This window comes from Pseudomonas sp. microsymbiont 2 (assembly GCF_054788395.1).
This window is the reverse complement of the sequence record NZ_CM139112.1, coordinates 4336126-4361452: the sequence shown is the minus strand read 5'-3', so window position 1 is coordinate 4361452 and position 25327 is coordinate 4336126. Positions and strand designations below refer to the sequence as shown.

Below are 25327 nucleotides of genomic sequence, written 5' to 3'. Positions count from 1 at the left end.
ATCGATCAATGTTCAAGAAAGCTGGCAAGACCTTGCTGGGTCTGGCAGTCGCGGCGAGCTTCATGCAAGCGCACGCCGAAGACACCAAGAAAGTCGACGTGCTGCTGGTCGGCGGCGGCATCATGAGTTCCACCCTGGCGGTCTGGCTCAACGAGCTGGAGCCGACCTGGTCGATGGAAATGGTCGAGCGCCTGGATGGCGTCGCCGAAGAGAGCTCCAACGGCTGGAACAACGCCGGTACCGGCCACTCCGCGCTGGCCGAGCTGAACTACACCCCGCTGGACAAAGATGGCAAGGTCAACATCACCAAGGCCATCGAGATCAACGAGTCGTTCCAGATCTCCCGCCAGTTCTGGGCCTGGCAGGTACGCCAGGGCGTGCTGAAGAACCCGCACTCGTTCATCAACACCACCCCGCACATGAGCTTCGTCTGGGGCGATGACAACATCAAGTTCCTGAAGCAGCGCTACGACGCCCTGCAGGCCAGCCCGCTGTTCCGTTCGATGCAGTACTCGGAAGACCACGCGCAGATCGCCAAGTGGGTCCCGCTGATGATGGAAGGCCGCGATCCAAGCCAGAAGCTGGCCGTGACCTGGAGCCCGATCGGCACCGACGTCAACTTCGGTGAGATCACCCGTCAGTTCGTCGGTCACCTGAAGACCAAAGAGAACTTCGACCTGAAGCTGTCCAGCGAAGTGCAGGACATCACCCGCAACGAAGACGGCTCCTGGCACGTCGAGTACAAGAACCTGAAGGATGGCACCGAGCACGCCACCGACGCCAAGTTCCTGTTCATCGGCGCCGGCGGCGGCGCGCTGAAGCTGCTGCAGAAGTCGGGCATTCCGGAAGCCAAGGAATACGCAGGCTTCCCGGTGGGCGGCTCGTTCCTGGTGACCGAGAACCCGACCGTTGCCATGCAGCACATGGCCAAGGCCTACGGCATCGCCTCGACCGGCGCGCCACCCATGTCGGTTCCGCACCTGGATACCCGCGTGCTGGACGGCAAGCGCGTGATCCTGTTCGGGCCATTCGCCACCTTCTCGACCAAGTTCCTGAAGAACGGCTCGTACCTGGACCTGCTGAGCAGCACCACCACCCACAACGTCTGGCCGATGGCCCGTGTCGGCATCGACCAGTACCCGCTGGTCGAGTACCTCGCCGGCCAGCTGATGCAGTCCGACGACGACCGTTTCGCCGCCCTGCAGACCTACTTCCCGAACGCCAAGAAGGAAGACTGGAAACTGTGGCAAGCCGGTCAGCGCGTGCAGATCATCAAGCGTGACGCCGACAAGGGTGGCGTGCTGAAGCTGGGCACCGAGGTCGTGGCTTCCGAAGACCGCACCATCGCCGGCCTGCTGGGCGCCTCGCCAGGTGCCTCGACCGCCGCGCCGATCATGCTCAACGTGCTGGAAACCGTGTTCAAGGAGAAGGTCGCCACCCCTGAGTGGCAGGCCCGGATCAAGGAGATCGTCCCGAGCTACGGCACCAAGCTGAACGATTCGGCCGCCGCCACCCAGAAAGAGTGGGACTACACCGCCGAAGTCCTGCAGCTGGAGAAGCCGCCGGTGATCGACCAGAGCGTCGAGACCCGCGTGGCGCCAGCCGCACCGGTCGAGAGCAAGCCTGCGAACGACATGGCGCTGTAAGGCCCCTGCTTGCCGGGCTTGCCCGGCAACACCGACCACGAGGATCGCCCCTGGCGGCCTCGTGGTTTTTTTTTGCCTGCCAAAGATTGCCCAGCCCGTCGGGCGCGCACTGTCCTCTGTGGGAGCGGGTTTATCGCTGTCTCAGGTACTGCAGGATTTTTCGACAGGCTCAACGCTGTTCGAGAATGCTGCCCAGCAACCCTGGAAAGCGGCTTTCGAGCGCGTCGCCGCGCAGCGAGTTCATGTGCGTGGTACCGACGTTGCGGGTGTACACCAACCCGGAATCACGCAAGACACGGAAATGATGGGACATGCTGGACTTGGGCCGGCCACCGTCCAGTTCGCCGCAGCTGGCCTCGGCGACGCCCGCCAGGTGGCGCACGATTTCCATGCGCACAGGGTCGCTCAGGGCGTAGAGCAGGCGCTCCAGCGTCAGGTCTTCGGGATTGGGGTGGGTATAGGCTCGCATGGACGACATGATAACGGGGGTTTCACAAATTGCCATAGTTCGAATATGATCGAACAATCGTAAACATCCTGGAGTCTCGTCATGGCTGCATTGTTCGAACCCTATACCCTCAAAGACGTCACCCTGCGCAACCGCATCGCCATTCCGCCGATGTGCCAGTACATGGCCGAGGATGGCCTGATCAACGACTGGCACCATGTCCACCTGGCCGGCCTGGCCCGTGGCGGTGCCGGTCTGGTGGTGGTCGAGGCCACCGCCGTTTCGCCGGAAGGGCGCATCACCCCCGGCTGCGCCGGCATCTGGAACGACGCCCAGGCCCAGGCTTTCGTGCCGGTGGTCAAGGCGATCAAGGCCGCCGGTTCCGTGCCGGGCATCCAGATTGCCCACGCCGGTCGCAAGGCCAGCGCCAACCGTCCCTGGGAAGGTGACGACCATATCGCCACCGACGATGCCCGTGGCTGGGACACCATCGCCCCATCCGCCATCGCCTTCGGCGGCAACCTGCCGAAAGTGCCGAAGGCCATGACCCTGGACGATATCGCCCGGGTCAAGCAGGACTTCGTCGAGGCCGCGCGCCGTGCCCGCGATGCCGGCTTCGAGTGGATCGAGCTGCACTTCGCCCATGGTTACCTGGGCCAGAGCTTCTTCTCCGAGCACTCCAACCAGCGTACCGACGCCTATGGCGGCAGCTTCGACAACCGCACGCGCTTCCTGTTGGAAACCCTGGCCGCCGTGCGTGAGGTGTGGCCGGAGAACCTGCCGTTGACCGCTCGCTTTGGCGTGGTGGAATACGATGGCCGTGACGAGCAGACCCTGCAGGAGTCCATCGAACTGGCCCGTCGCTTCAAGGCTGGCGGTCTCGATCTGCTGAGTGTCAGCGTCGGCTTCACCATTCCCCAGACCAACATCCCGTGGGGCCCGGCGTTCCTGGGGCCGATCGCCGAGCGGGTGCGCCGCGAAGCGAAGCTGCCGGTGACCTCGGCCTGGGGCTTTGGCACGCCGGAGCTGGCCGAGGGCGCTTTGCAGGCCAACCAGCTCGACCTGGTGTCGGTGGGACGTGCGCACCTGGCTGATCCGCACTGGCCGTATGCTGCTGCCAAGGCACTGGGCGTGGACAAGGCGGCGTGGACGCTGCCGGCGCCTTATGCGCACTGGCTTGAGCGGTATCGCTGAGTGAGGCTGGGGCCGCTCTCATGAGGCAAGACCTAATTCTTTGATCTCACTGGGGCAGCGTGGGAGCGGGCTTGCCCCGCGATATGGTGTATGGCACCGGCTTTGCCGGTGATCGCGGGGCAAGCCCGCTCCCACGCTGGTAGTGTTTGCAACGTTATTCTTTGAACGGCCTGGTGCCCGAAAAATCAGAATCGATCCAACCTGTACGCCTGTTCCCCCTCGGCCCCCGCAGCCAACTGTCCCACCCACTCCGCCGTCACCGCCGCCTGGGTCAACCCCAGGTGCTGGTGCCCGAACGCCAGCAACACCTTGCCATCGGCCACCCGGTCGATCACCGGCAGCGAATCCGGCAGCGAAGGCCGGAACCCCATCCACGGCGTCGCCCCCTCGGCATCCAGCTCGCGCCGGAACAAGCCCTTGCTCAACCGATGCAGTTGCCACGCCCGCTGCATGCTCGGCGGCGCCTCGAGCCCGGCGAACTCCACCGTGCCGGCCAGGCGCAGGCCGTCGGCCATGGGCGTCATGATGAACTTGCGCTCCAGCGAGGTGACGGCGAACGGCAGGCGTTGATGCTCCGCCGGCAGCATCAGGTGGTAGCCGCGCTCGGTATCCAGCGGTACCTGCCGACCGGTCAGGGCGGCCGTGAGCCTGGCCGAATGTGCCCCGGCGCTGATCAACACCTGGCGGGCCTCGAGGGTGCCCTGGTCACTGGCGAGGCTGATGCCCTGGCCATGCACCTGGCCGCCATCGACCTCGGCGCGCAGAAAGCGCACGCCACTGGCCCTGGCGGCGCTGAACAGCTCGCAGACCACCTGATAGGGGTCGAGGAAGTGACCGGTGCGCGGGAAGAACAGGCCACCCAGGATCGACGGGCTCAACTGCGGTGCCGCTTCGCTCACCGCTTCTGCCGACCACAGGTCCACGGGCACGGCCTGTGCCTGCATGCGGGCGCGCAACGTCGTGAGCGCCTGGCGCGATTCGTGGCGTTCGAATACCAGCAGCGAACCGTCTTCCTTGAGCAAGTGGCCGCGATCGATGGAGGCGAGCAGCCGTTGCCAGGCGCCGAGGCTGCTTTCGTTCAGCGCACGAAGGCCCGCGACGCTGCGCTGGAACGGCGCCGGTCGCAGGTTGAGCAGCAGACGGGTGAACCAGGGCAGGGCCCGTGGCAGGTACTTCCAGTCCAGGCGCAGCGGGCCCATCGGGTCCAGCAGCATGGCCGGCAGGCGCTTGAGAATCGACAGGTCGGCGATGGGGAACACTTGCTCGGTGGCCAGGTGCCCGGCATTGCCAAACGACGCACCGTGGCCCGGCGCCTGGCGATCGATCAGCAGCACCCGGCGGCCCTGGCGGGCCAGCTGCAGGGCGCAGGCGACGCCGACGATGCCGGCGCCGACCACGGCGATGTCCGTGTCAGTGGCGGCCATGGTTCAGCCTTCCCGCCGGCCATCGAGCAAGCGGCGCAGCTGCAGCGGGTTGCCGTGTTGCAGCGCATCGGGCAGCAGTGCATCGGGGAAGTCCTGGTAGCACACCGGGCGCAGGAAACGCAGGATCGCCGCGGTGCCCACCGAGGTAGCGCGGGTGTCGGAAGTGGCCGGGAACGGACCGCCGTGGACCATCGCGTCGCACACCTCGACCCCGGTCGGCCAACCGTTGACCAGGATCCGCCCGGCTTTGCGTTCGAGGGTGGGCAGCAACTGCCGGGCGCGGTCGAGGTCGGCGGCGTCCAGGTGCAGGGTGGCGGTCAGCTGTCCTTCCAGGTGTTCGGCGACCTGACGGATCTGCTCGTCGCTGTCGCAAGCGACCAGCAGCGAGGCGGCGCCGAACACTTCGGCCTGCAGCGCCGGGTCGGCGAGAAACGCCTGGGCCGAGGTGGCGAACAGGTGCGCCTGGCACTGGTTCGGGCCTTGATTGGGCTGGCCGCTGGCGATCTGGCGGGCATTGCGGTTCTCACCCAGTGCGGCGACGCCATTGGCATAGGCGCTGGCAATGCCGGGGGTGAGCATGGTCTGCGCTGCGGCTTGCCGGACATGCTCGGCGGCGGCATCGATGAAGCGCTCGAGGGCTGGACCCTGGCGGGCGATCAGCAGCCCGGGGTTGGTGCAGAACTGGCCGGCGCCCTGGGTCAGCGAAGTGACGAAGGCTTGGGCCAGAGGTTCCGCTCGGGCCTGCAGGGCCGCTTCGAAGAGGAACACCGGGTTGATCGCGCTCATTTCGGCATAGACGGGGATTGGCTCGGGACGTGCCTGGGCGGCCTGGCACAACGCGAGGCCGCCGCTGCGCGAACCGGTGAAGCCGACGGCCTTGATGCGTGGGTCGCTGACCAGACCGATACCGACCTCACGGCCGGCGCCGTACAGCAGCGAGAACACGCCGTCGGGCAGCTCGCACTGCGCGACCGCCCGGGCCACGGCCTGGCCGACCAGTTCGCTGGTGCCGGGGTGGGCGCCATGGGCCTTGACCAGCACCGGGCAACCGGCGGCCAGTGCCGAGGCGGTGTCGCCGCCGGCCACCGAGAAGGCCAGCGGGAAATTGCTGGCGCCGAACACCGCCACCGGCCCCAGGGCAACCTGGCGTTGGCGCAGGTCGGGACGCGGTAGTGGCTGGCGCTCGGGCAGGGCGTTGTCCACGCGTACATCCAGCCATTCACCGGCCCGGACCACGCGCGCGAAGGTGCGCAGTTGCGCGCAGGTGCGGCCGCGCTCGCCCAGCAGACGAGCCTCGGGCAGGCCGGTCTCGGCGTTGGCGCGGTCGATCAAGGCATCGCCCAGGGCTTCGATCTGCTCGGCGATGGTTTCGAGAAAGTGGGCGCGTTGTTCCAGGGTGGTTTCGCGGTAGGCATCGAATGCCGCCCAGGCCAGGGCGCAGGCCTGGGTGACCTGTGCGGCGCTGGCGCCGGCGTAGGCGGGTTCCAGGGCCTGGTTGCTGGCCGGATCGATGGCGCGGATCGGTGCTTCGGTGCCGACCACGGAGCGTTGGCCAATTAGCAGGTTACCGGTGAGGGGCATGAGGACATCCTTTGGAAATAAAATTCAGAATCAAGGGCGTACCGCGACCCTGTGGGAGCGGGTTTACCCGCGAAACAAGCAACTCGGTGCATGGCACCGGCTTTGCCGGTGTTCGCGGGTGAACCCGCTCCCACAGGGGAGGGCGGCCTGTCCTCGATATCAAGCCTGGTTCTGCTCGGCCGACCAGCTGGCGTACCAGGTGCGGAACAGCGCGTACTGCTGTTCGGCGTAGTGGCGCTGGGCGTCGGTGAGGGCGTCGGTTTCGTTGAAGTGCAGGCGGTACTCGCTGTCGCCGTTGAGCACCATCAGGTGCTTGTAGTACAGCACCAGGTCGCAGCCTTCATCGAACGAAGACAGCACCGCCAGCGCCGACTCCAGCTCCCGGGCCTGGCGTCGGGCCTTGGCATCGCCCTTGGCGGCGCGCTTGCTCAGGCTGACCAATTGCAGCACTTCACGGGGCAGCGCGTTGCCGATGCCGGTGATGGCGCCGGTGGCGTTGCAGTTGACGAAACCATGCACCACTTGCGTGTCGACGCCGACCATCAGGGTCACGTCGTCGTCCTGGGAGGTGATGTGCTCGGCGGCGTAGCGCAGGTCGGCGGCGCCGCCGAACTCCTTGAAGCCGATCAGGTTGGGGTACTCGCGGCGCAGCTCGAAGAACAGGTCGGCGCGGGTGGCGAAACCGTAGTAGGGGCTGTTGTAGATCACCGCCGGCAGCTTCGGCGCGGCGCCGAGGATCGCCGAGAAGTGGTGCTTCTGCGCGGTCAGCGAGGCGCCACGGGACAGCACCCGGGGGATGACCATCAGGCCGGCGGCGCCGACCTTGGCGGCGTGGGCGGCATGGGACACCGCTTCACGAGTGTTCACCGCGCCGGTGCCGACGATGGTCGGGATGCCGGCGGCCACCAGGCGCGCCACGCCCTCCTGGCGCTCGGCCTCGGTCAAAAGCGGCCAGTCGCCCATCGAGCCGCAGTACACCACCGCGCTCATGCCGGCGTCGATCAGTTCGCGGCCCTTGCGCACCAGGGCGTCGAAGTCCGGCTTGCGCTCGGCGGTGCAGGGGGTCATCAGGGCGGGCATGGTGCCGGTGAAGATGTTGTCGGTCATTGTTGTCACTCCTGGCGGTATTCAGTGGGAAATGAACGGGGTCAGATGCCCCAGGCGAACGGATCCTGCTCGTCGATCAGCAGGGTGCTGTCGGCGGTCATATGGGCGCGGCCGGTGATGAACGGGCGAATGCGTTCGCCGTCGCGTTCGTAGCGGCCGTGGAACTGGCTGCCGGTGATGCTGGCCTGGACCCAGGTCTGGCCTTCGGCGAGCTTGCCGTCGGCGGCCAGGCACGCCAGCTTGGCGCTGGTGCCGGTGCCGCAGGGCGAGCGGTCGTAGGCCTTGCCGGGGCACATGACGAAGTTGCGGCTGTCGGCGTTGGCATCGTCGGCGAACAGCTCGACGTGGTCGATCGGGGCGCCGTCTTCACCGCTGATGCCTTGGGCTTCGAGGGCCTTGAGCAAGGCCCAGGTGTAGTCAGTGAGCGCTTCGCGGTTGTCCAGCGCGATGCGCTGGCCATGCTCGGACACCAGGAAGAACCAGTTGCCGCCCCAGGCGATGTCGCCGCGTACCAGGCCATGCCCTGGCACGTCCACCGCCACCTGCTGGCGGTAGCGGTAGGACGGCACGTTGCCGACGGTGATGGCGCCGTCGTCATGCAGGGTGGCGCTGACCGGGCCGACCGGCGTGTCGATCTTGTGCTGGCCCGGTTCGATCAGGCCCAGGTGGCGCAACGAGGCGACCAGGCCGATGGTGCCGTGGCCGCACATGTTCAGGTAGCCGGCATTGTTGAAGAAGATCACCCCGCAGGTGGCATCCGCAGAGACCGGCGGGCAGTACAGCGCGCCCACCAGCACATCGTTGCCGCGCGGCTCCAGCAGGCAGGCGCGGCGCCAGTGGTCGTGCAGCTCGCGCAGTTCGTCGCGCTGCTCGGCCATGTTGCGGCCGTGCAGGGGCGGGAAGCCCTTCATCACCAGGCGGGTCGGTTCGCCGCCGGTATGGGAGTCGATGACGTGGATCTCTTTCATAGGTCAGTTCGTTCCAACGTGGGGGGAATCGTGGGAGCGGGCTTGCCCCGCGATGAGGCCGCTTGCCCTGAATCGCGGGGCAAGCCCGCTCCCACGAGATTCCCGTCTGTTCAGGAGGCCAGTGCAGCCGGCTCGTGTCCGCGATGCGTTTCGGCACCCGCTTCGCTTTCATCGTCGCCATCGAGCCGCACCAGTTGGGCCGGCACGCCGGTGGCCGCGCCCCAGTAGTAGATGCCCAGGGCGCTGGCGGCGACGATCACGGTGTCCAGCGGATGGCCGATCACGCCCAGGCCGCCGAAGCTGCCCAGCCAGGAAAGGAAAATGGTCACGGCATAGAAGCCGATCAGCCAGGCCGACGAGCGCACCTGCTGGCCCAGCGACAGGTGTTCGGTGGGCACGAAGCGGCGGCACAGCAGGTACAGCACGAACATCACGATCTGCAGCGCCAGCAGCCAGGACACGGTGTTCCAGCCCGACCAGTAGACGATCAGCGCGGCGATGATGAACGACAGCGGGCCGAGCACGCCCATGCCCTTGACCCGGAACGGCCGGGCCATGTCGGGGGCGCTGCGGCGCAGGGCGGCGACCGATACCGGGGCCACCGCGTAGCTCAGCACCAGGGCGGCGGACACCACGTTGATCAGCGCTTCCCAGGATGGGAACGGCAGGGTCCAGAACACCGCCAGGCCGAAGGTCAGCCACAGTGCCGGGCGCGGGATGCCGGACTGCTCGTCGATGCGGGTGAAGTACTTGAAGAAGGTGCCGGTCTGCGCCCAGCCGTAGACCACCCGTGGGGTGGCGTTCATGTAGATGTTGCCGCAGCCGCTGGGCGAGATCACCGCGTCGGCCACCACCAGGTAGGCCAGCCAGCCGACGCCCAGGGCCAGGGCGATGTCACGGTAGGGCAGGGCCAGTTCCTTGGTCACTCCGGCCCAGCCGTTGGCGAGCATTTCGGTCGGCACGCTGCCGAGGAACGCCAGTTGCAGCAGGGCGTAGATCGCGGTGGACAGCAGCACCGAAAGAATCAGCGCGATGGGGATGGTGCGCTGCGGGTTCTTCACCTCGCTGGCCACCGAGATGATCGGCGTGAGCCCCAGGTAGGCGAAGATGATGCCGCCGGCCGACACCGCCATCTCCACGCCGGACAGGCCGAACGGCGCGAAGCCCTGGACCTCGAAGTTCTCCGGTTTGAAGAAGGTGAACAGCACGCCGATCACCAGCAGCGGCACGATGAACTTGAACACGCTGACCAGGTTGTTGGCCTTGGCGAAGGTCTTCACGCTGCGGTAGTTGAGCAGGAAGAACAGTCCGAGCAGGGCGAACTGCACCAGCCAGCCGAGTACCGTCGGGTCGCTGGAGCCGGTCTTGGTCAGGGCCGGGAACCAGGCCGCGGCGTACTGGCGCGAGGCGACCACTTCGATGGCGATCAGGCTGGAGAAGGCGATCAGGGTGATGAAACCCATCAGGTAGCCGAGCAACGGGCCATGGGAGTACACCGGGTAGCGCACCACGCCACCGGCCCGTGGCAGGGCGGCGCCGAGTTCGCAGTAGACGATGCCCAGCAGCAGCACGGCGAAGCCGCCGAGGAACCAGGAGAGGATGCCGGCCGGGCCGGCGATGGCCGAGACGTGGCTGGCGGCGAACAGCCAGCCGGAGCCGAAGATGGCGCCCAGGCCGATGAAGGTGAGGTCCAGCAGTGACAGCTGTTTCTTGAATTTGCCTGACATGGTTGCGCCTTCTTGTAGGTTTTGGATAGGCAGGTCTGATGTCACGATGCGGCTTGGTCGGCCGCGCTCTTGTAGGTCGTGGGGCGGCTTGCGTGGGGCATAGAGTGGACCGATCAGGGCGTCGGTTCTTGATGGTTTTCTGCAGGAGGGATGACGAAATCGGCATAGTCAGGCAGAAAGGCTGGTGCGGCAGGCTTGGGGTGATTTAGGTTGGCGTTGCCGGCCTATCGCGGGGCAAGCCCGCTCCCACGAGTACCGTGCAACTGGCGTGGGAGCGGGCTTGACCCGCGACAGGGCTGGTAAATCCCAAAGAGAAATCCGGCATGTTCAAGACCTCACTGACAGCGCTGTACCAGCACCTCGACCAGCACCGCCCCGAATCCCTCGAGGCCCTGCTCACCGGTGTGGTCTGGCTGCTGCCCATGCTCGACGTGATCACCAACGCGGCGATCTTCATCAAGGACGACCAGGCCCGCTATGTGCTGGCCAACCGCACGCTGGTGCAGCGCTGTGGCCTGAAGCAGTTGCAGCCGTTGCTGGGCAAGACCAGCGCCGAGGTGTTCCCGGCGCGTCTTGGCCCCGGCTACACCGAGCAGGATCGGCGGGTGCTGGAGCAAGGCCTGGTGCTGGAAGACCAGCTGGAGCTGCACCTGTACGGCAGCCGTGAACCGGGCTGGTGCCTGACCCACAAGCGCCCGCTGTGCGATCCGGCAGGAAGGATCATCGGCCTGGTGGGCATTTCGGTCGACCTGCAGTCAGCCGCCGACACCCATCCGGCCTATCAGCGCCTGGCGGCGGTGGATGCGCATATCCGCGCGCATTTCCATCAGCCGATCAGCCTGGGCGAGCTGACCCGCATCGCCGGTATCTCGGTGGCGCAACTGGAGCGTTACTGCAAGCGGGTGTTTCACCTCACGCCCCGGCAGATGATCCACAAGGCCCGTCTGGAGCACGCGCACCAGCTGCTGCACAGCGACCTGCCGATCATCGAGGTGGCGTTGCGCTGCGGCTACACCGACCACAGCGCCTTCAGCCGGCAGTTCCGCCAACTGACCGGCTTCACTCCGCGCCAGTACCGCCAGGCGACGGCTCAGGAGGATTGAAACAGCGCGCGGGCTTCGTCGAAGCATTGCTCGGCGATGGCCGAGCGTGGCTCGCTGCGGCGCAGCAACAGGCCGACCGGGCTGTGGATGCTGGCGTCCTGCACCGGGATGATGCGCATGTGCTGGCTGAGCTCCTCCAGCCCGCAGTCCAGCGGCATGATCGCGCAGCACACGCCGGTGTTGATCGCCTGGATCAGCTGGAAGGTCGAATCGCTCTCCAGCACGGCGTTGGGTTCCAGGCCGCGACTGCGAAAACTCAGGTCGAGGGACTGGCGGTAGTGCATGCCCTTGCTCAGCAGGCCCAGGGGCAGGTCGCCGAGGTCGTCCCAGCGCAGGCTGTCGGTCTCGAAGTGGAAGTGCCGGGTATCGTGCAGCAAGCCCATGGTGGTGGTACTCAGCTCGATCACGTCGAAGAAGCTGGTGTTGACCTGGTCGAGGTAGCAGATGCCCAGGTCGAGCTGGTTGCGGCTCAGGCCATCGACCACCTGCTCGGAGCTCAGCGACGACAACTGGAAATGGAGCTCGGGGTACTTCTCGCGCAGCGGCATCAGCAATTGCATCGGGTTGAAGCTGGCCAGCGGCACGGTGCCCAGGCGCAGGCTGCCGACCACCTGACCGCGGCAGCTGGCGGCCTCGGCCTGCAGGCCGTCGTGGGCGGCGAGCAGGGTGCGGGCCCAGGCCAGAATGCGCTCGCCGGCTTCGGTGAAGCCTTCGAAGCGCTGGCCGCGCTTGACCAGCACCAGGTCCAGTTCGTCCTCGAGGTTGCGCAGGCGCATGGACAGGGTCGGCTGGGTGATATGGCAAAGCGCCGCGGCCTGGCCGAAGTGGCGGGTCTGGTCGAGGGCGATGAGGAACTTGAGCTGTTTGATGTCCATGGTGCGGCCTGGGTTGCAAGGTGGATAGACCTTAACCAAGAGTGAAGCAGCTGGCTAATCATTCGTGAGCGGATCGACGCTTTCAGCACCAGTGATAGAGGGCGTCGATCATCCGTTGCATGGTATCGATTGGACGCTCGCCTGGCTTGTCTCTAACGTGGCCGCCAGTTCAATCCTGGAGCAGAGGCCATGAGCGTGAAACCGGACGCGGTGTTCGTACCGCTGAACATTGCGGTGCTGACCGTCAGCGACACCCGTACCTACGATACCGACACCTCCGGCGAGCTGCTGGCCAGCCGCGCCGTCGGCGTGGGTCACCGCCTGGTGGCGCGGGAGCTGCTCAAGGACGACCTGTACAAGATCCGCGCCCAGGTCGCCACCTGGATCGCCGACGAGCAGGTGCAGGTGGTGCTGATCACCGGTGGCACCGGCTTCACCGGGCGTGACAGCACGCCAGAGGCGGTGGACTGCCTGCTGGACAAGCGCATCGATGGTTTCGGCGAGCTGTTCCGTGCCCTGTCGATTCTCGATATCGGCACCTCCACCGTGCAGAGCCGGGCGCTGGCGGGCATGGCCAACGGTACCCTGGTGTGCTGCCTGCCGGGCTCGACCGGGGCGTGCCGCACGGCGTGGGAGGGCATCCTCGCCGAACAGCTGGATGCGCGGCACCGGCCGTGCAACTTCGTCGCGCACCTGAAGCCGATCGGGCCATGTGAAAGCCGAGGTTGAGCACAGGGATCCATCGACCGCACTGACCCCTAGCCTTGCGTAACTCCTGTGGGAGCGGGTTCACCCGCGAAGCAAGCGATGCGGCGCATGGCACTGGCTGCGCCGGTGTTCGCGGCTAAAGCCGCTCCCACAGGGAGCACACTGACCTCAAGCCATGTGCTGTTCCTGGGAGCGGCGGTGCGCCGATGCGACTTGCCCCGCGACGAGGCCATCAGCTCAATACATGATCCACCGGCACCAACGCCGGCGGCAGCGGCTCATGCCCCAGCGCCGACAGTACATCGCGCTCGACGGTGCGCACCATCGCATCGGTCGGCAGGTCGTTCTCGTCCCGCCCGAATGGATCTTCCAGTTCGTTGCCGATCGCATCCAGCCCGAAGAACGTGTAGCTGACGATGGTGGTGAACAGCGGCGCCAGCCAGCCCAGCGGTTCGGCCAGGGCGAACGGCAGCAGCATGCAGAAGATGTAGATGGTGCGGTGCAGCAGCAGGGTATAGGGGAAGGGCAGTGGCGTGCCCTTGATCCGCTCGCAGGTGGCCTGCACGTCCGAAAGCCCGGTCAGGCGCTGCTCCAGCACGGTGTAGCGGAACTCGCTGATCGCGCCGTCCTTCGCCAGCCGTGAGCACTGTTCGCCGATATCGCGCAGGATACCGTCGCACACATTGTGCGCGGTGATCGGCGCGTCCTCGGCCAGCCAGGTGCGGGCCAGGGGCAGTTCGTCTTCGTTGCGCAGCCGGGCGTTGAGGGCATGGGCGAAACCGCACAGGCCGCGCAGCATCTGCGCGCGCAGGTGTCGATCCTCGATCGCCACGCTTTCGCGCACGAACGAGCGCACCTCGATGATCAGCCGTCCCCAGGCCTTGCGGCCCTCCCACCAGCGGTCGTAGCAGGCGTTGTTGCGAAAGCTCATGAAGATCGACAGCGACAGCCCCAGCAGGGTGAAGGGCGTGGCGCTGACCGGATAGAACAATGCCGGGTAGTGGCGCTCGATCAGCACGATCAGCGCCGCCAGCAGTGTCACGCCCAGGCAGCGCAGGGCGATGCGCTTCACGATCGAGCCCTTGAGGGTGAACAGCACACGCAGCATGTCGGGGCGTGGATGGACGATCAAGGCGGTTCCAGAGGCGGCCGATCAGCCGCCGGTCATGTTCATGAAACGCAGGATCTGCACTTCGCCGCCGACTTCGAAATGGTGACGATAGGGCTTGAGCTGCATGGCATCGCGAATGGCCTGTTCCAGGCGCGCGCTGTCGCCGGGGTGCTGGCGCAGGACCTGCTTGAGGTCCACGGAGTGCTCGTTGCCCAGGCACAGCAGCAGGCGGCCCTCGACGGTCAGGCGCACGCGGTTGCAGGTGGCGCAGAAGTTGTGGCTGTGCGGCGAGATGAAGCCGACCCGGGTATTGGGCGCTTCGGCCAGGCGCCAGTAGCGCGCCGGGCCCTGGGAGGATTCGGCCGACTCGATCAGGGTGAAGTGCTCGGCCAGACGGGCGCGCACGTCGTCGCTGGAGCAGAACGACTCGCCGCGCTCATGCTCGCTGATCACGCCCAGGGGCATCTCTTCGATGAAGGAAATGTCCAGCTCGCGGTCGATGGCGAAGCGCACCAGGTCGACGATCTCGTGGTCGTTGCGGCCCTTGAGCACCACCGCGTTGAGCTTGGTGCGGCGAAAACCGGCGGCGCGCGCGGCGTCGATGCCGGCGATCACCTGCGCGAGGTCGCCGGTGCGGGTCAGGGCGCGGAAGCGTTCGGGGTCGAGGCTGTCCAGGCTGATGTTCAGGCGCGAGACGCCGGCGTCGAATAGTGGCTGGGCCAGGCGACCGAGTTGCGAGCCATTGCTGGTCAGGCACAGCTCGCGCAGGCCGGGCAGGGCGGCAATGCGCCCGCACAGTTCGACGATGCCTTGGCGCACCAGCGGCTCGCCGCCGGTCAGGCGGATCTTGCGGGTGCCCAGGGCGACGAAGCGCTCGGCGACCTGGTACAGCTCTTCGAGGCTGAGGATCTGCTGGCGCGGCAGGAACTGCATGTCTTCGGCCATGCAGTAGACGCAACGGAAGTCACAGCGGTCGGTGACCGACATCCGCAGGTAGTCGACTTTGCGGTTGAAACCGTCGATCAGGGCCTGGGGGTTCTTATCCACGTTCGCGCTCGGCATTGAAGTGAAGGGGGCGGCGAAAGGCCGCAGACAAGGTTCAAGCTATAACCTGAGTCCAACGCCGTCAAATTGCTTTCCCCGACCGTTCGATCAGTCTCCTCTATCAGTGCTGCAGGCCACGGCTGGCGAGGCCTGTATCGCGTGATCGAGATCGTTTATCACGCTTTCACTCATATCGATTGGACGCATGCAGGCGTGCTTCTTAGTCTGAAAAAAACATCGCGCGGGAAACACAGAGCATGAGCCAGGACGAACACATCAGGGACTACAAGGGGCCGGCCGCCGGCTGGGGCGCGCTCAAGAGCGTGACCAAGAGCTGGCTGGGCAGCGAGAACGCCTTCAAGAACCTGCGGGCCATGCTCAAGACCAACCAGAACGGCGGCTTCGACTGTCCCGGCTGTGCCTGGGGCGAGTCGCCGGAAAGCGACATGGTCAAGTTCTGCGAGAACGGCGCCAAGGCGGTCAACTGGGAAGCCACCGGTCGCTCGGTGGATCCGGCGTTCTTCGAGCGCTACAGCGTCAGCGCACTGCTCGAGCAGACCGACTACTGGCTCGAATACCAGGGCCGCATCACCCACCCGATGCGCTACGACGCGGCCACCGACCGCTATGTCGAGACCAGCTGGGACGAAGCCTTCGCCCTGGTCGCCCGGCACCTGAACAGCCTCGAATCGCCGAACCAGGCCGAGTTCTACACCTCGGGCCGGGCCAGCAACGAGGCGGCGTTCCTCTACCAGCTGTTCGTGCGTGCCTATGGCACCAACAACTTCCCCGACTGCTCGAACATGTGCCACGAAGCCAGTGGCGTGGGCATGGCCGAAACCCTCGGCGTGGGCAAGGGCACGGTGGTGTTCCATGACCTGGAGCTGGCCGACGCGATCTTCGTCATCGGCCAGAACCCCGGCACCAACCACCCGCGCATGCTCGAACCGCTGCGCGAGGCGGTCAGGCGCGGGGCCCAGGTGGTGTGCTTCAACCCGCTCAAGGAGCGCGGCCTGGAGCGCTTCCAGCACCCGCAGCACCCGTTCGAGATGCTCAGCAACGGTTCCGAGCCGACCAACACCGCCTACTTCCGCCCGGCCCTGGGCGGCGACATGGCGGCCATGCGCGGCATCGCCAAGTTCCTCCTGCAGTGGGAGCGCGAAGCCCAGGCCAATGGCCTGCCGGCGGTGTTCGACCATGCCTTCATCGCCGAGCACACCAGCGGGATCGAGGCTTACCTGGCCATGGTGGACGCCACGTCCTGGGAACACATCGTCGAGCAGTCCGGCCTGAGCAAGGCCGAGATCGAGTTGGCCGCGCGCATGTACCGCAAGGCCGAACGGGTGATCATGTGCTGGGCCATGGGCGTGACCCAGCATCGCCATTCGGTGCCGACCGTGCAGGAGATCGTCAACCTGCAGCTGCTGCGCGGCAACGTCGGCAAGCCGGGCGCCGGCCTGTCGCCGGTACGCGGCCACAGCAACGTGCAGGGCGACCGCACCATGGGCATCGACGAGAAGCCCAAGGCGGTGCTGCTCGATGCCATCGAAAAACGCTTCCAGTTCAAGGTGCCGCGCGAGCATGGCCACAACGCCGTGCTGGCGATCCAGGCCATGGAGGAGGGCCGGGCCAAGGTGTTCATCGCCCTGGGCGGCAACTTCGCCCAGGCCACCCCGGACACCCCGCGCACCCACGCGGCGCTGCGCAACTGCGAGCTGACCGTGCAGATCAGCACCAAGCTCAACCGCAGCCACCTGGTGCATGGCAAGCAGGCGCTGATCCTGCCCTGCCTGGGGCGTACCGAGATCGACATCCAGGCCGACGGGCCGCAGGGTGTCACCGTGGAAGACACCTTCAGCATGGTGCACATCTCCCATGGCCAGTTGCGGCCGCGCTCGCCGCACCTGCGTTCGGAGCCGGCCATCGTCGCCGGCATGGCCAAGGCCACCCTGGGTAGCAAGCCGATCGACTGGGACTACGCGATCGCCGACTATGGTCACACCCGCGACATGATCGCCGACGTGATCCCGGGCTTCGCCGATTTCAACGCGCGCCTGCAGCATCCCGGCGGCTTCCACCTGGGCAACAACGCCGCGGATCGCAACTTCCGCACGGCCACCGGCAAGGCATGCTTCACCCCGAGCCCGCTGCCCGAGCAACTGGTCAACGCCCAGGTGCTGGCGCGCGGCGACAAACCGGACCTGATCCTGCAGACCCTGCGTTCCCACGATCAGTACAACACCACCCTGTACGGGCTGGATGACCGCTACCGGGGCGTGTTCGGCCTGCGCGAGGTGGTGTTCGTCAACGAGGCCGACATCCGCCGCCTGGGCTTCGAGCCGGGCGAGCACGTGGACCTGGTGTCGCTGTGGGAGGACGGGCGCGAGCGGCGCGTGTCGGGGTTCCGCCTGGTGCCCTATGACGTGCCGCAAGGGCAGGCGGCGGCTTACTACCCGGAGACCAATCCGCTGGTGCCGCTGGAGAGCTATGGCGAGGGGACCTATACGCCGACCTCGAAGTTCGTGGCGATCAGGCTGGAGAAGGCCAAGGGCGGGAATCGGATCGAGGCGACAATCACAACCGACTGACAGGGTGTTGGTGCCAGCGTGGGAGCGGGCTTGCCCCGCGACATCCCCGTCCATGTCTACTCCAGCGGACCTGCCGACGCCATCGCGGGGCAAGCCCGCTCCCACGCCACCGCCTCCGCCCGGTCTTAGCGACGCACCGGGTACGCCGTGGTGTACTTCATCTGCTCCATGGCGAAGCTGGAGGTGATGTTGGACAGCCCGTCGGTGCTGGTGATCAGCTTCTTGTAGAAGCGGTCGTAGGCGGCGATGTCACCCACCACCACCCGCAGCATGTAGTCCCAGTCGCCGGACATGCGATACACCTCCATCACTTCCTCGAACGCCGTCACCGTGGCGGCGAACTGCGCCAGCCACGCGCTGTCGTGGCGCTGGGTCTTGAGCTGGACGAACACCGTCAGGCCTAGCCCCAGGCGCTCGGGGTCGAGCAGGGCGACGCGGCCGCGAATGTAACCTTCCTCCTCCAGGCGCTTGACCCGCTTCCAGCAAGGGGTGGTGGACAGGTTGACCGCCTCGGCCAGGTCCTTCAGGGACATGGACGCGTCGCGCTGGAGCAGGGTGAGGATGTGCTGGTCGAAACTGTCCATATCGCCGAATGACCCGAATCAGAAAAATTTTCCCGAGAATAGCGGCTCGGAGCGAACGTTGAAACCATTGCTGTGGGTTTGACGAAAGTAACGTTCCGGGGGCGCCGGCCCCTGGCGGATATGAGATAGTTGCGCTTTTCCATCCTCAGTCAATGGACCCGACCATGTCCGACAAACCGCGCAATTTCGCCACCCGCACCATCCACGCCGGTGAGCAGTCCAGCGTCGCAGACAATGCCATCTTCCCGGCCATTGTCACTTCCAGCTCGTTCATCAAGCGCGGCCTGGACGACAACCCCGAATACGCCTACAGCCGTGTCAGCAACCCGACCAGGCACGCCTACGAAACCTGCGTGGCCGCACTGGAGGAGGGCGTCGGCGCGGTCGCCTGCGCCTCGGGCGTCAGCGCCACCGCCACGGTGCTCGAACTGCTGTCCAAGGACGCCCATGTAGTGGTGATGAACGGCGTCTACGGCGGCACCTTCCGCCTGCTGGAAGACTACCGTGGACGCACCTCGGGCCTGACCACCACCTATGTCGACCTCAACGACATCGAGGCCGTGGCCGCGGCGATCCGTCCCGAGACCCAGCTGATCTGGATCGAGTCGCCGACCAACCCACTGCTGCACCTGGTGGACATCAAGGCGGTCTGCGACCTGGCCCGGGCCAGGGGTGTGATGACCTGCATCGACAACACCTTCTGCTCGCCGTGGAACCAGCAACCGATCACCCTCGGCGTGGACCTGGTGATGCACTCGGCGAGCAAGTACATCGGCGGTCACTCCGACCTCACCGGCGGCGTGGTGGTGGCGGCCAATCACGAGCTGCTGGGGCGTTTGCGCAAGATCAGCATGGCCGTGGGCGCGATCCAGGGACCGTTCGACTGCTACCTGGCGCTGCGCGGGCTCAAGACCCTGGACGTGCGCATGGAGCGCCAGAGCGCCAATGCCCTGCGCGTGGCGCAGTTCCTCGAACAGCATCCGCAGGTCGAGCAGGTCTATTACCCAGGGCTGGAAAGCCACCCGCAGCATGAACTGTGCAAGCGTCAGATGCGCACGGGTGGCGCGGTGGTGGCGCTGCGCATCAAGGGTGACCGAGCGGCGGTCAACCGTCTGGTCGAGGCGTTGTCGATCTTCGTCCTGGCCGACTCGCTGGGCGGGGTGGAGAGCATGATCAACCACTCCTGGAGCATGTCGCACAACTCGCTCAGCCCGGAGCAGAAAGGCGTGATGGGGATCAGCGAGAACCTGGTGCGGTTGTCGATCGGGATCGAGGATTACCGGGACCTGATCGAGGACCTGGAGACGGCGCTGAAGGCTTCTGCGTAATGGTTGCCGACGCCATCGCGGGGCAAGCCCGCTCCCACGCCAATCGCACATTTGCACATTCTGCGTGGGAGCGGGCTTGCCCCGCGATGGCGTCAGTGAGGAGAATCAGGGTTTGGGCGGATGGACGATCCGTTCGATCTTGTCCTTGATCAGCAGCCGTTCCTTGCGCAGCAGGTTGACGGTGTCGTCGTTGGTGGCGTTGCCTTCGGCGGCCACCACCTCCTTGTCCTTGGCGTTGTATTCCTTGTGCAGCTTGTGCAGGTCCTGGTTCTTGTCGATGAGGGCCTGGAACTGGTCGGCGGTCACGTGCAGGTCAGCGAGCAAATCATGCGGAACGGGCATTTCTTCACCTCTCTCAGGGGTTGGCAAACGGGCCTGAACCATGAGGATAGTCGCCTTTGCCGCAATGCGGGACTGGGTTAGGCTGTCGCACCTCCTTGCGTGAATGGAACCTGCGCCATGCCCCACCTGAACCTGGAATACAGCGACAACCTGCGCGAGCTCAATGTCGACGTACTGCTGCTGCGGCTGAATCACGCCCTGGTCGGCAGCGGCCAGTTCGCCGAAGAACTGGACATCAAGAGCCGTGCCCAGGCCTTCGGTCAATACCGGGTCGGTACCGCCCCGGGCGAGCGTGCCTTCGCCCATGTGCGCCTGGCGATCCTCAGTGGTCGTACGGCGCAAGTGAAGCAGCAACTGTCAGACAGCCTGCTCGAAGTGCTGCGCGATGCCATCGCGCCCCAGCCCGGCCTGGATATCCAGCTGTGCGTGGAGGTGCTGGACATCGAGCGCGAGCCGTACGCCAAACTTCGCCTGCCTGGCTGAATGGCAGCTGAATGAAAGTTGTTTAATCGATGAAAGATGCCGACCGACCAATTGTTGGCGTCTTTTTCACAAAAAATTGATGCTAGGATTTCTAGAGTTCGGCCAACTTCCCAACCTGCCCGTCCGGGCGTGTTGGCCGCTGATGAACTCTTACTGCGAACGCCATGCTCAAATTAAAATCCCTGCGGACCGAATGGGTCACGTTGCTGGCCAGCCTTTACCTGCTGATTGGTTTCAACGCACTGCTCTGGGAGCACCTGGAGTCCATCGTGCCGCCCGGCATGGTGGGACTATGGCTGAGTCTGGCGTTCGCCGTGCTGATGTTATTCGCCTTTAATCTGGTACTTACGCTGCTGGCGTTTCGTTATGTATTGAAACCGATATTGATTATCTTGTTCATGAGCGGCGCGGCAGTGGCCTACTTCATGAATCAATATGGCGTGCTTATTGATGCCGGCATGTTTCGCAATGTCGCCGAAACCAATATCGCGGAAGTGCGCGACCTGCTCTCCGTGAAGTTTGTCCTGTATATCCTGCTGCTGGGCGTGCTGCCTTCGCTGCTGGTGTGGAAGGCGACGATCGCCTATCGCCCGTGGTACCGCGAAGTGCTGGGCAAACTGGTGGTCGGCGGTGCGTGCGTCGCGGCGCTGGGCTCGGTGGCGCTGGTCAACTACCAGGGTTTGTCCTCGCTGTTTCGCAATCACCATGAATTGCGCCTGATGCTCACTCCGAGCAACATCGTCGGTGCCTCGTTCGGCTATGTTCGCGAACAGATCGGCACGGCCGCCAGACCGTTCCAGCAGTACGGCGAAGATGCACGGCGCGATGCCGCCTGGCAGCACCATGAGCGCAAGTCGCTGACGGTGCTGGTGGTCGGCGAAAGTGCGCGGGCAGACAACTTCGGCGTGCTCGGCTATGGCCGCGACACTACACCCCGCCTGGCGAAGGAACAGGGCCTGCTGGCGTTCAGCGATGTGCACTCCTGCGGCACCGAGACCGCGGTATCGGTGCCTTGCATGTTCTCCGGCATGCCGCGCAAGGACTATGACGCCAGCGTGGCCAAGAACCGCGAAGGGTTGCTCGACATCCTCCAGCGCGCGGGCCTGGCCGTGCAATGGCGCGACAACCAATCCGGTTGCAAGGGCACCTGCGACCGTGTGCAGTTCGTCGATGTCAGCAACCTCAAGGACCCGGCGCTGTGCGCGAGCGGCGAATGCCACGACGAAGTCCTGTTGCAAGGCCTGGGTGAGCTGCTCGACAACCTCGACAAGGACACTGTGCTGGTTCTGCACCAGATGGGCAGCCACGGCCCCGAATATTTCAAGCGCTACCCGGCGGGTAGCGAGCCGTTCACCCCGGTGTGCCGCAGCAATGCCCTGAACCAGTGCAGCGAGCAGGAGATCGTCAACGGCTACGACAACACCCTGGTCTACACCGACAAGGTGCTGGCGTCGCTGATCGATACCCTGCGCAGCAGGCAGGACAAGGTCGACACCGCGATGATCTATCTTTCCGACCATGGCGAGTCGCTGGGTGAATACAACCTGTTCCTGCACGGCACGCCCTACATGATGGCGCCGGACCAGCAGAAGCATGTGCCGTTGCTGGCCTGGTTCTCCGACAGCTACCGCCAGGACTTCGCCCTGGACACCGATTGCCTGGGCAAGCTGCGCGACGCGCCGCTGTCCCAGGACAACCTGTTCCACTCGATGCTCGGCCTGCTGCAGGTGCGCACCGGGGTCTACCAACAGTCGCTGGACATGTTCGCCGGCTGCCGGCCATGGCTGGCGGCGGAGCGCTGAGCGGGCGATCGCACGGCACCACGGATGGCGCGAGGTTTCACCCCCAGGGGCCGCGCCGTATATACTGCGCGCCAATGTTAGTGGGAGAGCCTCGTGGCCATCGAAATTCACTGGATCCGTGACGACCAGACCCTGGCCGAACACTGCCAAAGCTGGCGCGAACAGCCCTTCGTGGCGCTCGACACCGAATTCATGCGGGTCGACACCTTCTACCCCAAGGCCGGCCTGATTCAGGTCGGCGTCGGCCAATGCGCCTACCTGATCGATCCGTTGCTGATCCGCGACTGGCAGCCGCTGGCCGAGCTGCTCGACGACAGCGGCGTGGTCAAGGTGCTGCACGCCTGCAGCGAAGACCTGGAAGTGCTGCTGCGCCTGACCGGCAAGCTGCCCCAGCCGCTGTTCGACACGCAGCTGGCCGCCGGCTACCTGAACATCGGCTTCTCGATGGGCTATTCGCGCCTGGTGCAGGAAGTGCTGGGGCTCGAACTGCCCAAGGGCGAGACCCGCTCCGACTGGTTGCAGCGCCCGTTGTCGGACACCCAGGTGAGCTACGCCGCCGAAGATGCCGTGCATCTGGCCGAGCTGTTCGACGCCCTGCGCCCGCGCCTGTCCGATGACAAGTACGCCTGGGTACTGGAGGACGGTGCCGAGCTGGTCGCCGCGCTGCGCCGCGAGGTCGAGCCCGAAACCCTGTACCGCGACGTCAAGCTGGCCTGGAAGCTCGGTCGCCAGCAACTGGCGGTGCTGCGCGAACTGTGCGCCTGGCGCGAGCGCGAGGCCCGCAGCCGCGATGTGCCGCGCAATCGCATCCTCAAGGAACATTCGCTGTGGCCCATGGCCAAGAGTCAGCCCGACAGCCCGTCGGCGCTGGCGAAAATCGACGAGATGCACCCGCGTACCATCCGCCAGGACGGTGAGCAGTTGATCCAGCTGATCAAGCGCGCCGCCAGCCTGCCCGCGGAGCAATGGCCCGAGCCACTGCCCGAGCCGCTGCCGATCGAAGCCTCCGGCATCCTCAAGCGCCTGCGCGCCATCGGCCAGGCCGAAGGCGAGCGGCTGGGCATCGCGCCGGAACTGATGCTGCGCAAGAAAGCCCTCGAAGCGCTGCTCAAGAGCGGCTACCCCGACGGCCCCTATCAACTGCCCGATGCCCTGCGTGGCTGGCGCCGCGAGCGCATGGGCCAGGCCCTGCTGGACGACCTGGCCGGTGCCGGAGATTCCCGATGAAACGTATCTGTTCGATCTACAAGAGCCCGCGCAAGAACGAGATGTACCTCTACGTGCTCAAGGCCGAGGGCCTGGAGCGCGTACCGGAGGCACTGCTGCCGTTCTTCGGCACCCCCGTGCATGCCTTCGACCTGGTGCTCAGCCCCGAGCGCAAGCTGGCCCGTGAAGATATCGCCAAGGTGCTGGAGAACCTCGACAGCCAGGGCTACCACCTGCAGATGCCGCCGCCGGAAGACGAGTACATCGAGCACTTGCCCGAAGAGCTGCTGCGCCGCAACGACCCGGCCTGATCCAGGCACGGTCTTCTTTAGTTCCTGTGGCCCGCCTGGCGGGCCGCTTTCGTTGTTTGCCAAGGTTGTGTGTCACATGCGCGTTCTGATCGCTGAACAGGATCATGCCAACTACGCTCGCCTGCTGGGCGAGGCGGCGCCGGACCTGGAGGTCCTGACCAGTGGCGACTCCGCCGAACTGGCGCGCCTTGCGCCCGACTGCCCGGTATGGCTGGGCCAGCCGGACCTGCTGGCCAGCCTGCTGCGCCAGGGCCACCAGCCGCGCTGGATACAGTCGACCTGGGCCGGGATCACGCCGCTGCTGGCCGATGGCTTGCCGCGCGACTACCGCCTGACCCGCGCCGTGGGCATCTTTGGCCAGGTGATGGCCGAGTACATGCTCACCTACATGCTCGTCCATGAGCGCGATGTGCTGTCGCGTCTGGTCAGCCAGGTCGAGCGGCGCTGGGACGACCGTCCGGGCCGCACCCTGGAAGGGCGCCGGGTGCTGATCGTCGGCACCGGCGATATCGGCCAGCGCGTGGCCGAGTTCCTCGTGCCGTTCGGCGTCACGCTGTATGGCGTGGCCAGCGGCGCCCGCGAGCAGGCGCCGTTCGTCGAGGTGGCCGGGCTCGACCAGCTGCCGCGCCTGGTCGGCCAGGCCGACTACGTGCTCAACCTGCTGCCCGACACGCCGGCCACCCACGAGCTGTACGATGCGGCGCTGTTCAAGTGCTTCCAGCCCAACGCCCTGTTCATCAACGCCGGACGTGGCGTGGCGGTGGTCGATGGCGACCTGGTCGAGGCGCTCAAGCAGGGCCACCTGGCCGGCGCGGTGATCGATGTCTGCCGTCAGGAACCGCTGCCTCAGCGCCACCCGTTCTGGACCGCCTGGGGGTTGCTGCTGACCGGGCACAGTTCGGCGCCGACCTCGCCGGTGGCGATGGTGCGGTTGTTCGTCGAAAATGTGCGGGCGTACGCGGCGGGGCAGGGGCTGCGGGGCGAGGTGGATTTCACTCGCGGTTATTGAGTCGACCTGTACCGGCCTCTTCGCGGGTTTGCCCGCGAAGAGGCCGGTACGGGCCGCGAAAGGCTTACAGGCTGAACTCGCCTTCGGCAGCCAGCTCGCTCAGCGGCCGGCGTGGGCTCGGCACTTCGCGGGCCTGCAGGCCCTCGGCCAGGGTCGCCTTGTCGCCCAGCTTGCCGATCGCCACCATGGCGTGCAGCGCGTAGCCCTCGGGGATCTTCAGCTCGCGGCGTGCCAGGTCCTGGTCGAAACCGGCCATGCCATGGCTGTGCCAGCCGCTGATGCTGGCCTGCAGCGCCAGGTGGCCCCAGGCCGAGCCGGTATCGAAGGTGTGCCACAGCGCAGGCTTTTCCTCATCGGAGCCCGGTGCGGCGAAGGTGGTCTTGGAGATGATCAGCACCAAGGCCGAAGCCTGCTGCGCCCAGCTGCGGTTGAACTCGTTGAGGATGCCCAGGTAGCGCTCCCAGTTCGGCGTGTCGCGGCGTGCATAGAGGAAGCGCCACGGCTGCGAGTTGTAGGCCGACGGCGCCCAGCGCGCGGCCTCGAGGAAGCTCAGCAGGGTGTCCTGGCTGATCGGCTCGGCGGTGAAGGCACGGGGCGACCAGCGATTGATGAACTGCTCGTTGATGGCATAGTCGGCGATGCGTGGGGTGGCGCTCATGGCTGCTCCTGCAAGGGCGGGGGTAAAGAGCGCACGCTACTGCGTCCGCCTGCCACTGACAAGCGGTCTGGCGTTGCCGT

Annotated in this window: 23 protein-coding genes; 11 read left to right on the top strand and 12 right to left on the bottom strand. The window is 65.9% G+C overall.

The window, feature by feature from the left end; all coding sequences use genetic code 11:
• The first annotated feature begins 8 nt into the window (after positions 1 to 8).
• Entirely contained in the window at positions 9 to 1646 is a 1638-nt protein-coding gene (gene mqo / locus ACYUME_RS19595; RefSeq protein ID WP_460416413.1) for a malate dehydrogenase (quinone), read from the top strand.
• 169 nt (positions 1647 to 1815) lie between these two features.
• Here the strand turns inward: mqo and ACYUME_RS19590 are convergent, their stop codons facing one another.
• Entirely contained in the window at positions 1816 to 2151 is a 336-nt protein-coding gene (locus ACYUME_RS19590; RefSeq protein ID WP_279885141.1) for an ArsR/SmtB family transcription factor, read from the bottom strand.
• A gap of 45 nt (positions 2152 to 2196) precedes the next feature.
• Between ACYUME_RS19590 and ACYUME_RS19585 the strand changes: the two genes are divergently transcribed.
• The gene (locus ACYUME_RS19585; protein ID WP_460416412.1) at positions 2197 to 3288 is read left to right on the top strand and encodes an NADH:flavin oxidoreductase/NADH oxidase; all 1092 of its coding nucleotides are present in this window, start codon (positions 2197 to 2199) and stop codon (positions 3286 to 3288) included.
• A gap of 185 nt (positions 3289 to 3473) precedes the next feature.
• On the opposite strand, the gene ACYUME_RS19580 is transcribed toward ACYUME_RS19585, so the two are convergent.
• The 5 genes from ACYUME_RS19580 to ACYUME_RS19560 form a co-directional block, all read right to left on the bottom strand.
• The gene (locus tag ACYUME_RS19580; RefSeq protein WP_460416410.1) at positions 3474 to 4712 is read right to left on the bottom strand and encodes an NAD(P)/FAD-dependent oxidoreductase; all 1239 of its coding nucleotides are present in this window, start codon (positions 4710 to 4712) and stop codon (positions 3474 to 3476) included.
• 3 nt (positions 4713 to 4715) lie between these two features.
• Positions 4716 to 6293, bottom strand: a complete 1578-nt coding sequence (locus ACYUME_RS19575; RefSeq protein ID WP_460416408.1) for an aldehyde dehydrogenase (NADP(+)) — start codon at positions 6291 to 6293, stop codon at positions 4716 to 4718.
• 159 nt (positions 6294 to 6452) lie between these two features.
• Positions 6453 to 7400: a dihydrodipicolinate synthase family protein gene (locus tag ACYUME_RS19570; protein WP_460416407.1), complete on the bottom strand. Its 948-nt coding sequence runs from the start codon at positions 7398 to 7400 to the stop codon at positions 6453 to 6455.
• 41 nt (positions 7401 to 7441) lie between these two features.
• On the bottom strand, positions 7442 to 8368 hold the full coding sequence (locus tag ACYUME_RS19565) for a 4-hydroxyproline epimerase (protein ID WP_460416405.1): 927 nt from the start codon (positions 8366 to 8368) through the stop codon (positions 7442 to 7444).
• Between the two features lie 110 nt (positions 8369 to 8478).
• Entirely contained in the window at positions 8479 to 10095 is a 1617-nt protein-coding gene (locus tag ACYUME_RS19560; RefSeq protein WP_460416403.1) for an APC family permease, read from the bottom strand.
• Between the two features lie 323 nt (positions 10096 to 10418).
• On the opposite strand from ACYUME_RS19560, the gene ACYUME_RS19555 reads away from it, so the two are divergent.
• A complete protein-coding gene (locus tag ACYUME_RS19555) occupies positions 10419 to 11198 on the top strand; it encodes a PAS domain-containing protein (RefSeq protein ID WP_460416402.1) in 780 nt (259 codons plus the stop codon).
• Here ACYUME_RS19555 and ACYUME_RS19550 read toward each other — a convergent pair.
• The gene (locus ACYUME_RS19550; protein WP_279886508.1) at positions 11186 to 12073 is read right to left on the bottom strand and encodes a LysR family transcriptional regulator; all 888 of its coding nucleotides are present in this window, start codon (positions 12071 to 12073) and stop codon (positions 11186 to 11188) included. The two genes, ACYUME_RS19555 and ACYUME_RS19550, sit on opposite strands and share 13 nt — an antisense overlap.
• Positions 12074 to 12262: 189 nt before the next feature.
• Here ACYUME_RS19550 and moaB point away from each other — a divergent pair, with 189 nt between their 5' ends.
• Positions 12263 to 12802, top strand: a complete 540-nt coding sequence (gene moaB / locus ACYUME_RS19545) for a molybdenum cofactor biosynthesis protein B (RefSeq protein WP_279886511.1) — start codon at positions 12263 to 12265, stop codon at positions 12800 to 12802.
• A gap of 211 nt (positions 12803 to 13013) precedes the next feature.
• On the opposite strand, the gene ACYUME_RS19540 is transcribed toward moaB, so the two are convergent.
• The gene (locus ACYUME_RS19540; protein ID WP_279886513.1) at positions 13014 to 13913 is read right to left on the bottom strand and encodes a bestrophin family protein; all 900 of its coding nucleotides are present in this window, start codon (positions 13911 to 13913) and stop codon (positions 13014 to 13016) included.
• A gap of 21 nt (positions 13914 to 13934) precedes the next feature.
• On the bottom strand, positions 13935 to 14954 hold the full coding sequence (moaA, locus tag ACYUME_RS19535; RefSeq protein WP_460416399.1) for a GTP 3',8-cyclase MoaA: 1020 nt from the start codon (positions 14952 to 14954) through the stop codon (positions 13935 to 13937).
• A 239-nt stretch (positions 14955 to 15193) separates the two neighbouring features.
• Between moaA and ACYUME_RS19530 the strand changes: the two genes are divergently transcribed.
• Complete coding sequence (locus ACYUME_RS19530) at positions 15194 to 17524, top strand: FdhF/YdeP family oxidoreductase (protein ID WP_460416397.1); 2331 nt, start codon at positions 15194 to 15196, stop codon at positions 17522 to 17524.
• Positions 17525 to 17649: 125 nt separating this feature from the next.
• On the opposite strand, the gene ACYUME_RS19525 is transcribed toward ACYUME_RS19530, so the two are convergent.
• Positions 17650 to 18108 (bottom strand): Lrp/AsnC family transcriptional regulator, encoded by a 459-nt coding sequence (locus ACYUME_RS19525; RefSeq protein ID WP_279886520.1) that lies wholly within the window; start codon positions 18106 to 18108, stop codon positions 17650 to 17652.
• Between the two features lie 152 nt (positions 18109 to 18260).
• Between ACYUME_RS19525 and ACYUME_RS19520 the strand changes: the two genes are divergently transcribed.
• A complete protein-coding gene (locus tag ACYUME_RS19520; RefSeq protein ID WP_460416395.1) occupies positions 18261 to 19436 on the top strand; it encodes a trans-sulfuration enzyme family protein in 1176 nt (391 codons plus the stop codon).
• A gap of 105 nt (positions 19437 to 19541) precedes the next feature.
• Here the strand turns inward: ACYUME_RS19520 and ACYUME_RS19515 are convergent, their stop codons facing one another.
• Positions 19542 to 19778: a YdcH family protein gene (locus tag ACYUME_RS19515; RefSeq protein WP_460416393.1), complete on the bottom strand. Its 237-nt coding sequence runs from the start codon at positions 19776 to 19778 to the stop codon at positions 19542 to 19544.
• Positions 19779 to 19895: 117 nt separating this feature from the next.
• Between ACYUME_RS19515 and ACYUME_RS19510 the strand changes: the two genes are divergently transcribed.
• The 5 genes from ACYUME_RS19510 (at position 19896) to ACYUME_RS19490 (ending at position 24589) form a co-directional block, all read left to right on the top strand.
• Positions 19896 to 20261, top strand: a complete 366-nt coding sequence (locus ACYUME_RS19510; protein WP_460416391.1) for a 5-carboxymethyl-2-hydroxymuconate Delta-isomerase — start codon at positions 19896 to 19898, stop codon at positions 20259 to 20261.
• Positions 20262 to 20425: 164 nt separating this feature from the next.
• Complete coding sequence (locus ACYUME_RS19505; protein ID WP_460416389.1) at positions 20426 to 22063, top strand: phosphoethanolamine transferase; 1638 nt, start codon at positions 20426 to 20428, stop codon at positions 22061 to 22063.
• 93 nt (positions 22064 to 22156) lie between these two features.
• Positions 22157 to 23290 carry a ribonuclease D gene (rnd, locus tag ACYUME_RS19500; RefSeq protein WP_279886530.1) on the top strand — a complete coding sequence of 378 codons (1134 nt, stop codon included), beginning with the start codon at positions 22157 to 22159 and terminating at the stop codon, positions 23288 to 23290.
• Complete coding sequence (locus ACYUME_RS19495; RefSeq protein ID WP_279886535.1) at positions 23287 to 23580, top strand: YcgL domain-containing protein; 294 nt, start codon at positions 23287 to 23289, stop codon at positions 23578 to 23580. Before rnd ends, ACYUME_RS19495 begins: the two co-directional genes overlap by 4 nt.
• Positions 23581 to 23656: 76 nt before the next feature.
• The gene (locus ACYUME_RS19490; RefSeq protein ID WP_460416386.1) at positions 23657 to 24589 is read left to right on the top strand and encodes a D-2-hydroxyacid dehydrogenase; all 933 of its coding nucleotides are present in this window, start codon (positions 23657 to 23659) and stop codon (positions 24587 to 24589) included.
• Positions 24590 to 24653: 64 nt separating this feature from the next.
• Here the strand turns inward: ACYUME_RS19490 and ACYUME_RS19485 are convergent, their stop codons facing one another.
• Positions 24654 to 25247: a nitroreductase family protein gene (locus ACYUME_RS19485; RefSeq protein WP_279886541.1), complete on the bottom strand. Its 594-nt coding sequence runs from the start codon at positions 25245 to 25247 to the stop codon at positions 24654 to 24656.
• Between the last annotated feature and the right edge of the window lie 80 nt (positions 25248 to 25327).

Coding starts and splice junctions, on each gene's coding strand:
- mqo (WP_460416413.1), top strand. CDS start 9: ATGTTCAAGAAAGCTGGCAAGACCTTGCTGGGTCTGGCAGTCGCGGCG.
- ACYUME_RS19590 (WP_279885141.1), bottom strand. CDS start 2,151: ATGGCAATTTGTGAAACCCCCGTTATCATGTCGTCCATGCGAGCCTAT.
- ACYUME_RS19585 (WP_460416412.1), top strand. CDS start 2,197: ATGGCTGCATTGTTCGAACCCTATACCCTCAAAGACGTCACCCTGCGC.
- ACYUME_RS19580 (WP_460416410.1), bottom strand. CDS start 4,712: ATGGCCGCCACTGACACGGACATCGCCGTGGTCGGCGCCGGCATCGTC.
- ACYUME_RS19575 (WP_460416408.1), bottom strand. CDS start 6,293: ATGCCCCTCACCGGTAACCTGCTAATTGGCCAACGCTCCGTGGTCGGC.
- ACYUME_RS19570 (WP_460416407.1), bottom strand. CDS start 7,400: ATGACCGACAACATCTTCACCGGCACCATGCCCGCCCTGATGACCCCC.
- ACYUME_RS19565 (WP_460416405.1), bottom strand. CDS start 8,368: ATGAAAGAGATCCACGTCATCGACTCCCATACCGGCGGCGAACCGACC.
- ACYUME_RS19560 (WP_460416403.1), bottom strand. CDS start 10,095: ATGTCAGGCAAATTCAAGAAACAGCTGTCACTGCTGGACCTCACCTTC.
- ACYUME_RS19555 (WP_460416402.1), top strand. CDS start 10,419: ATGTTCAAGACCTCACTGACAGCGCTGTACCAGCACCTCGACCAGCAC.
- ACYUME_RS19550 (WP_279886508.1), bottom strand. CDS start 12,073: ATGGACATCAAACAGCTCAAGTTCCTCATCGCCCTCGACCAGACCCGC.
- moaB (WP_279886511.1), top strand. CDS start 12,263: ATGAGCGTGAAACCGGACGCGGTGTTCGTACCGCTGAACATTGCGGTG.
- moaA (WP_460416399.1), bottom strand. CDS start 14,954: ATGCCGAGCGCGAACGTGGATAAGAACCCCCAGGCCCTGATCGACGGT.
- ACYUME_RS19530 (WP_460416397.1), top strand. CDS start 15,194: ATGAGCCAGGACGAACACATCAGGGACTACAAGGGGCCGGCCGCCGGC.
- ACYUME_RS19525 (WP_279886520.1), bottom strand. CDS start 18,108: ATGGACAGTTTCGACCAGCACATCCTCACCCTGCTCCAGCGCGACGCG.
- ACYUME_RS19520 (WP_460416395.1), top strand. CDS start 18,261: ATGGACCCGACCATGTCCGACAAACCGCGCAATTTCGCCACCCGCACC.
- ACYUME_RS19515 (WP_460416393.1), bottom strand. CDS start 19,778: ATGCCCGTTCCGCATGATTTGCTCGCTGACCTGCACGTGACCGCCGAC.
- ACYUME_RS19510 (WP_460416391.1), top strand. CDS start 19,896: ATGCCCCACCTGAACCTGGAATACAGCGACAACCTGCGCGAGCTCAAT.
- ACYUME_RS19505 (WP_460416389.1), top strand. CDS start 20,426: ATGCTCAAATTAAAATCCCTGCGGACCGAATGGGTCACGTTGCTGGCC.
- ACYUME_RS19495 (WP_279886535.1), top strand. CDS start 23,287: ATGAAACGTATCTGTTCGATCTACAAGAGCCCGCGCAAGAACGAGATG.
- ACYUME_RS19490 (WP_460416386.1), top strand. CDS start 23,657: ATGCGCGTTCTGATCGCTGAACAGGATCATGCCAACTACGCTCGCCTG.
- ACYUME_RS19485 (WP_279886541.1), bottom strand. CDS start 25,247: ATGAGCGCCACCCCACGCATCGCCGACTATGCCATCAACGAGCAGTTC.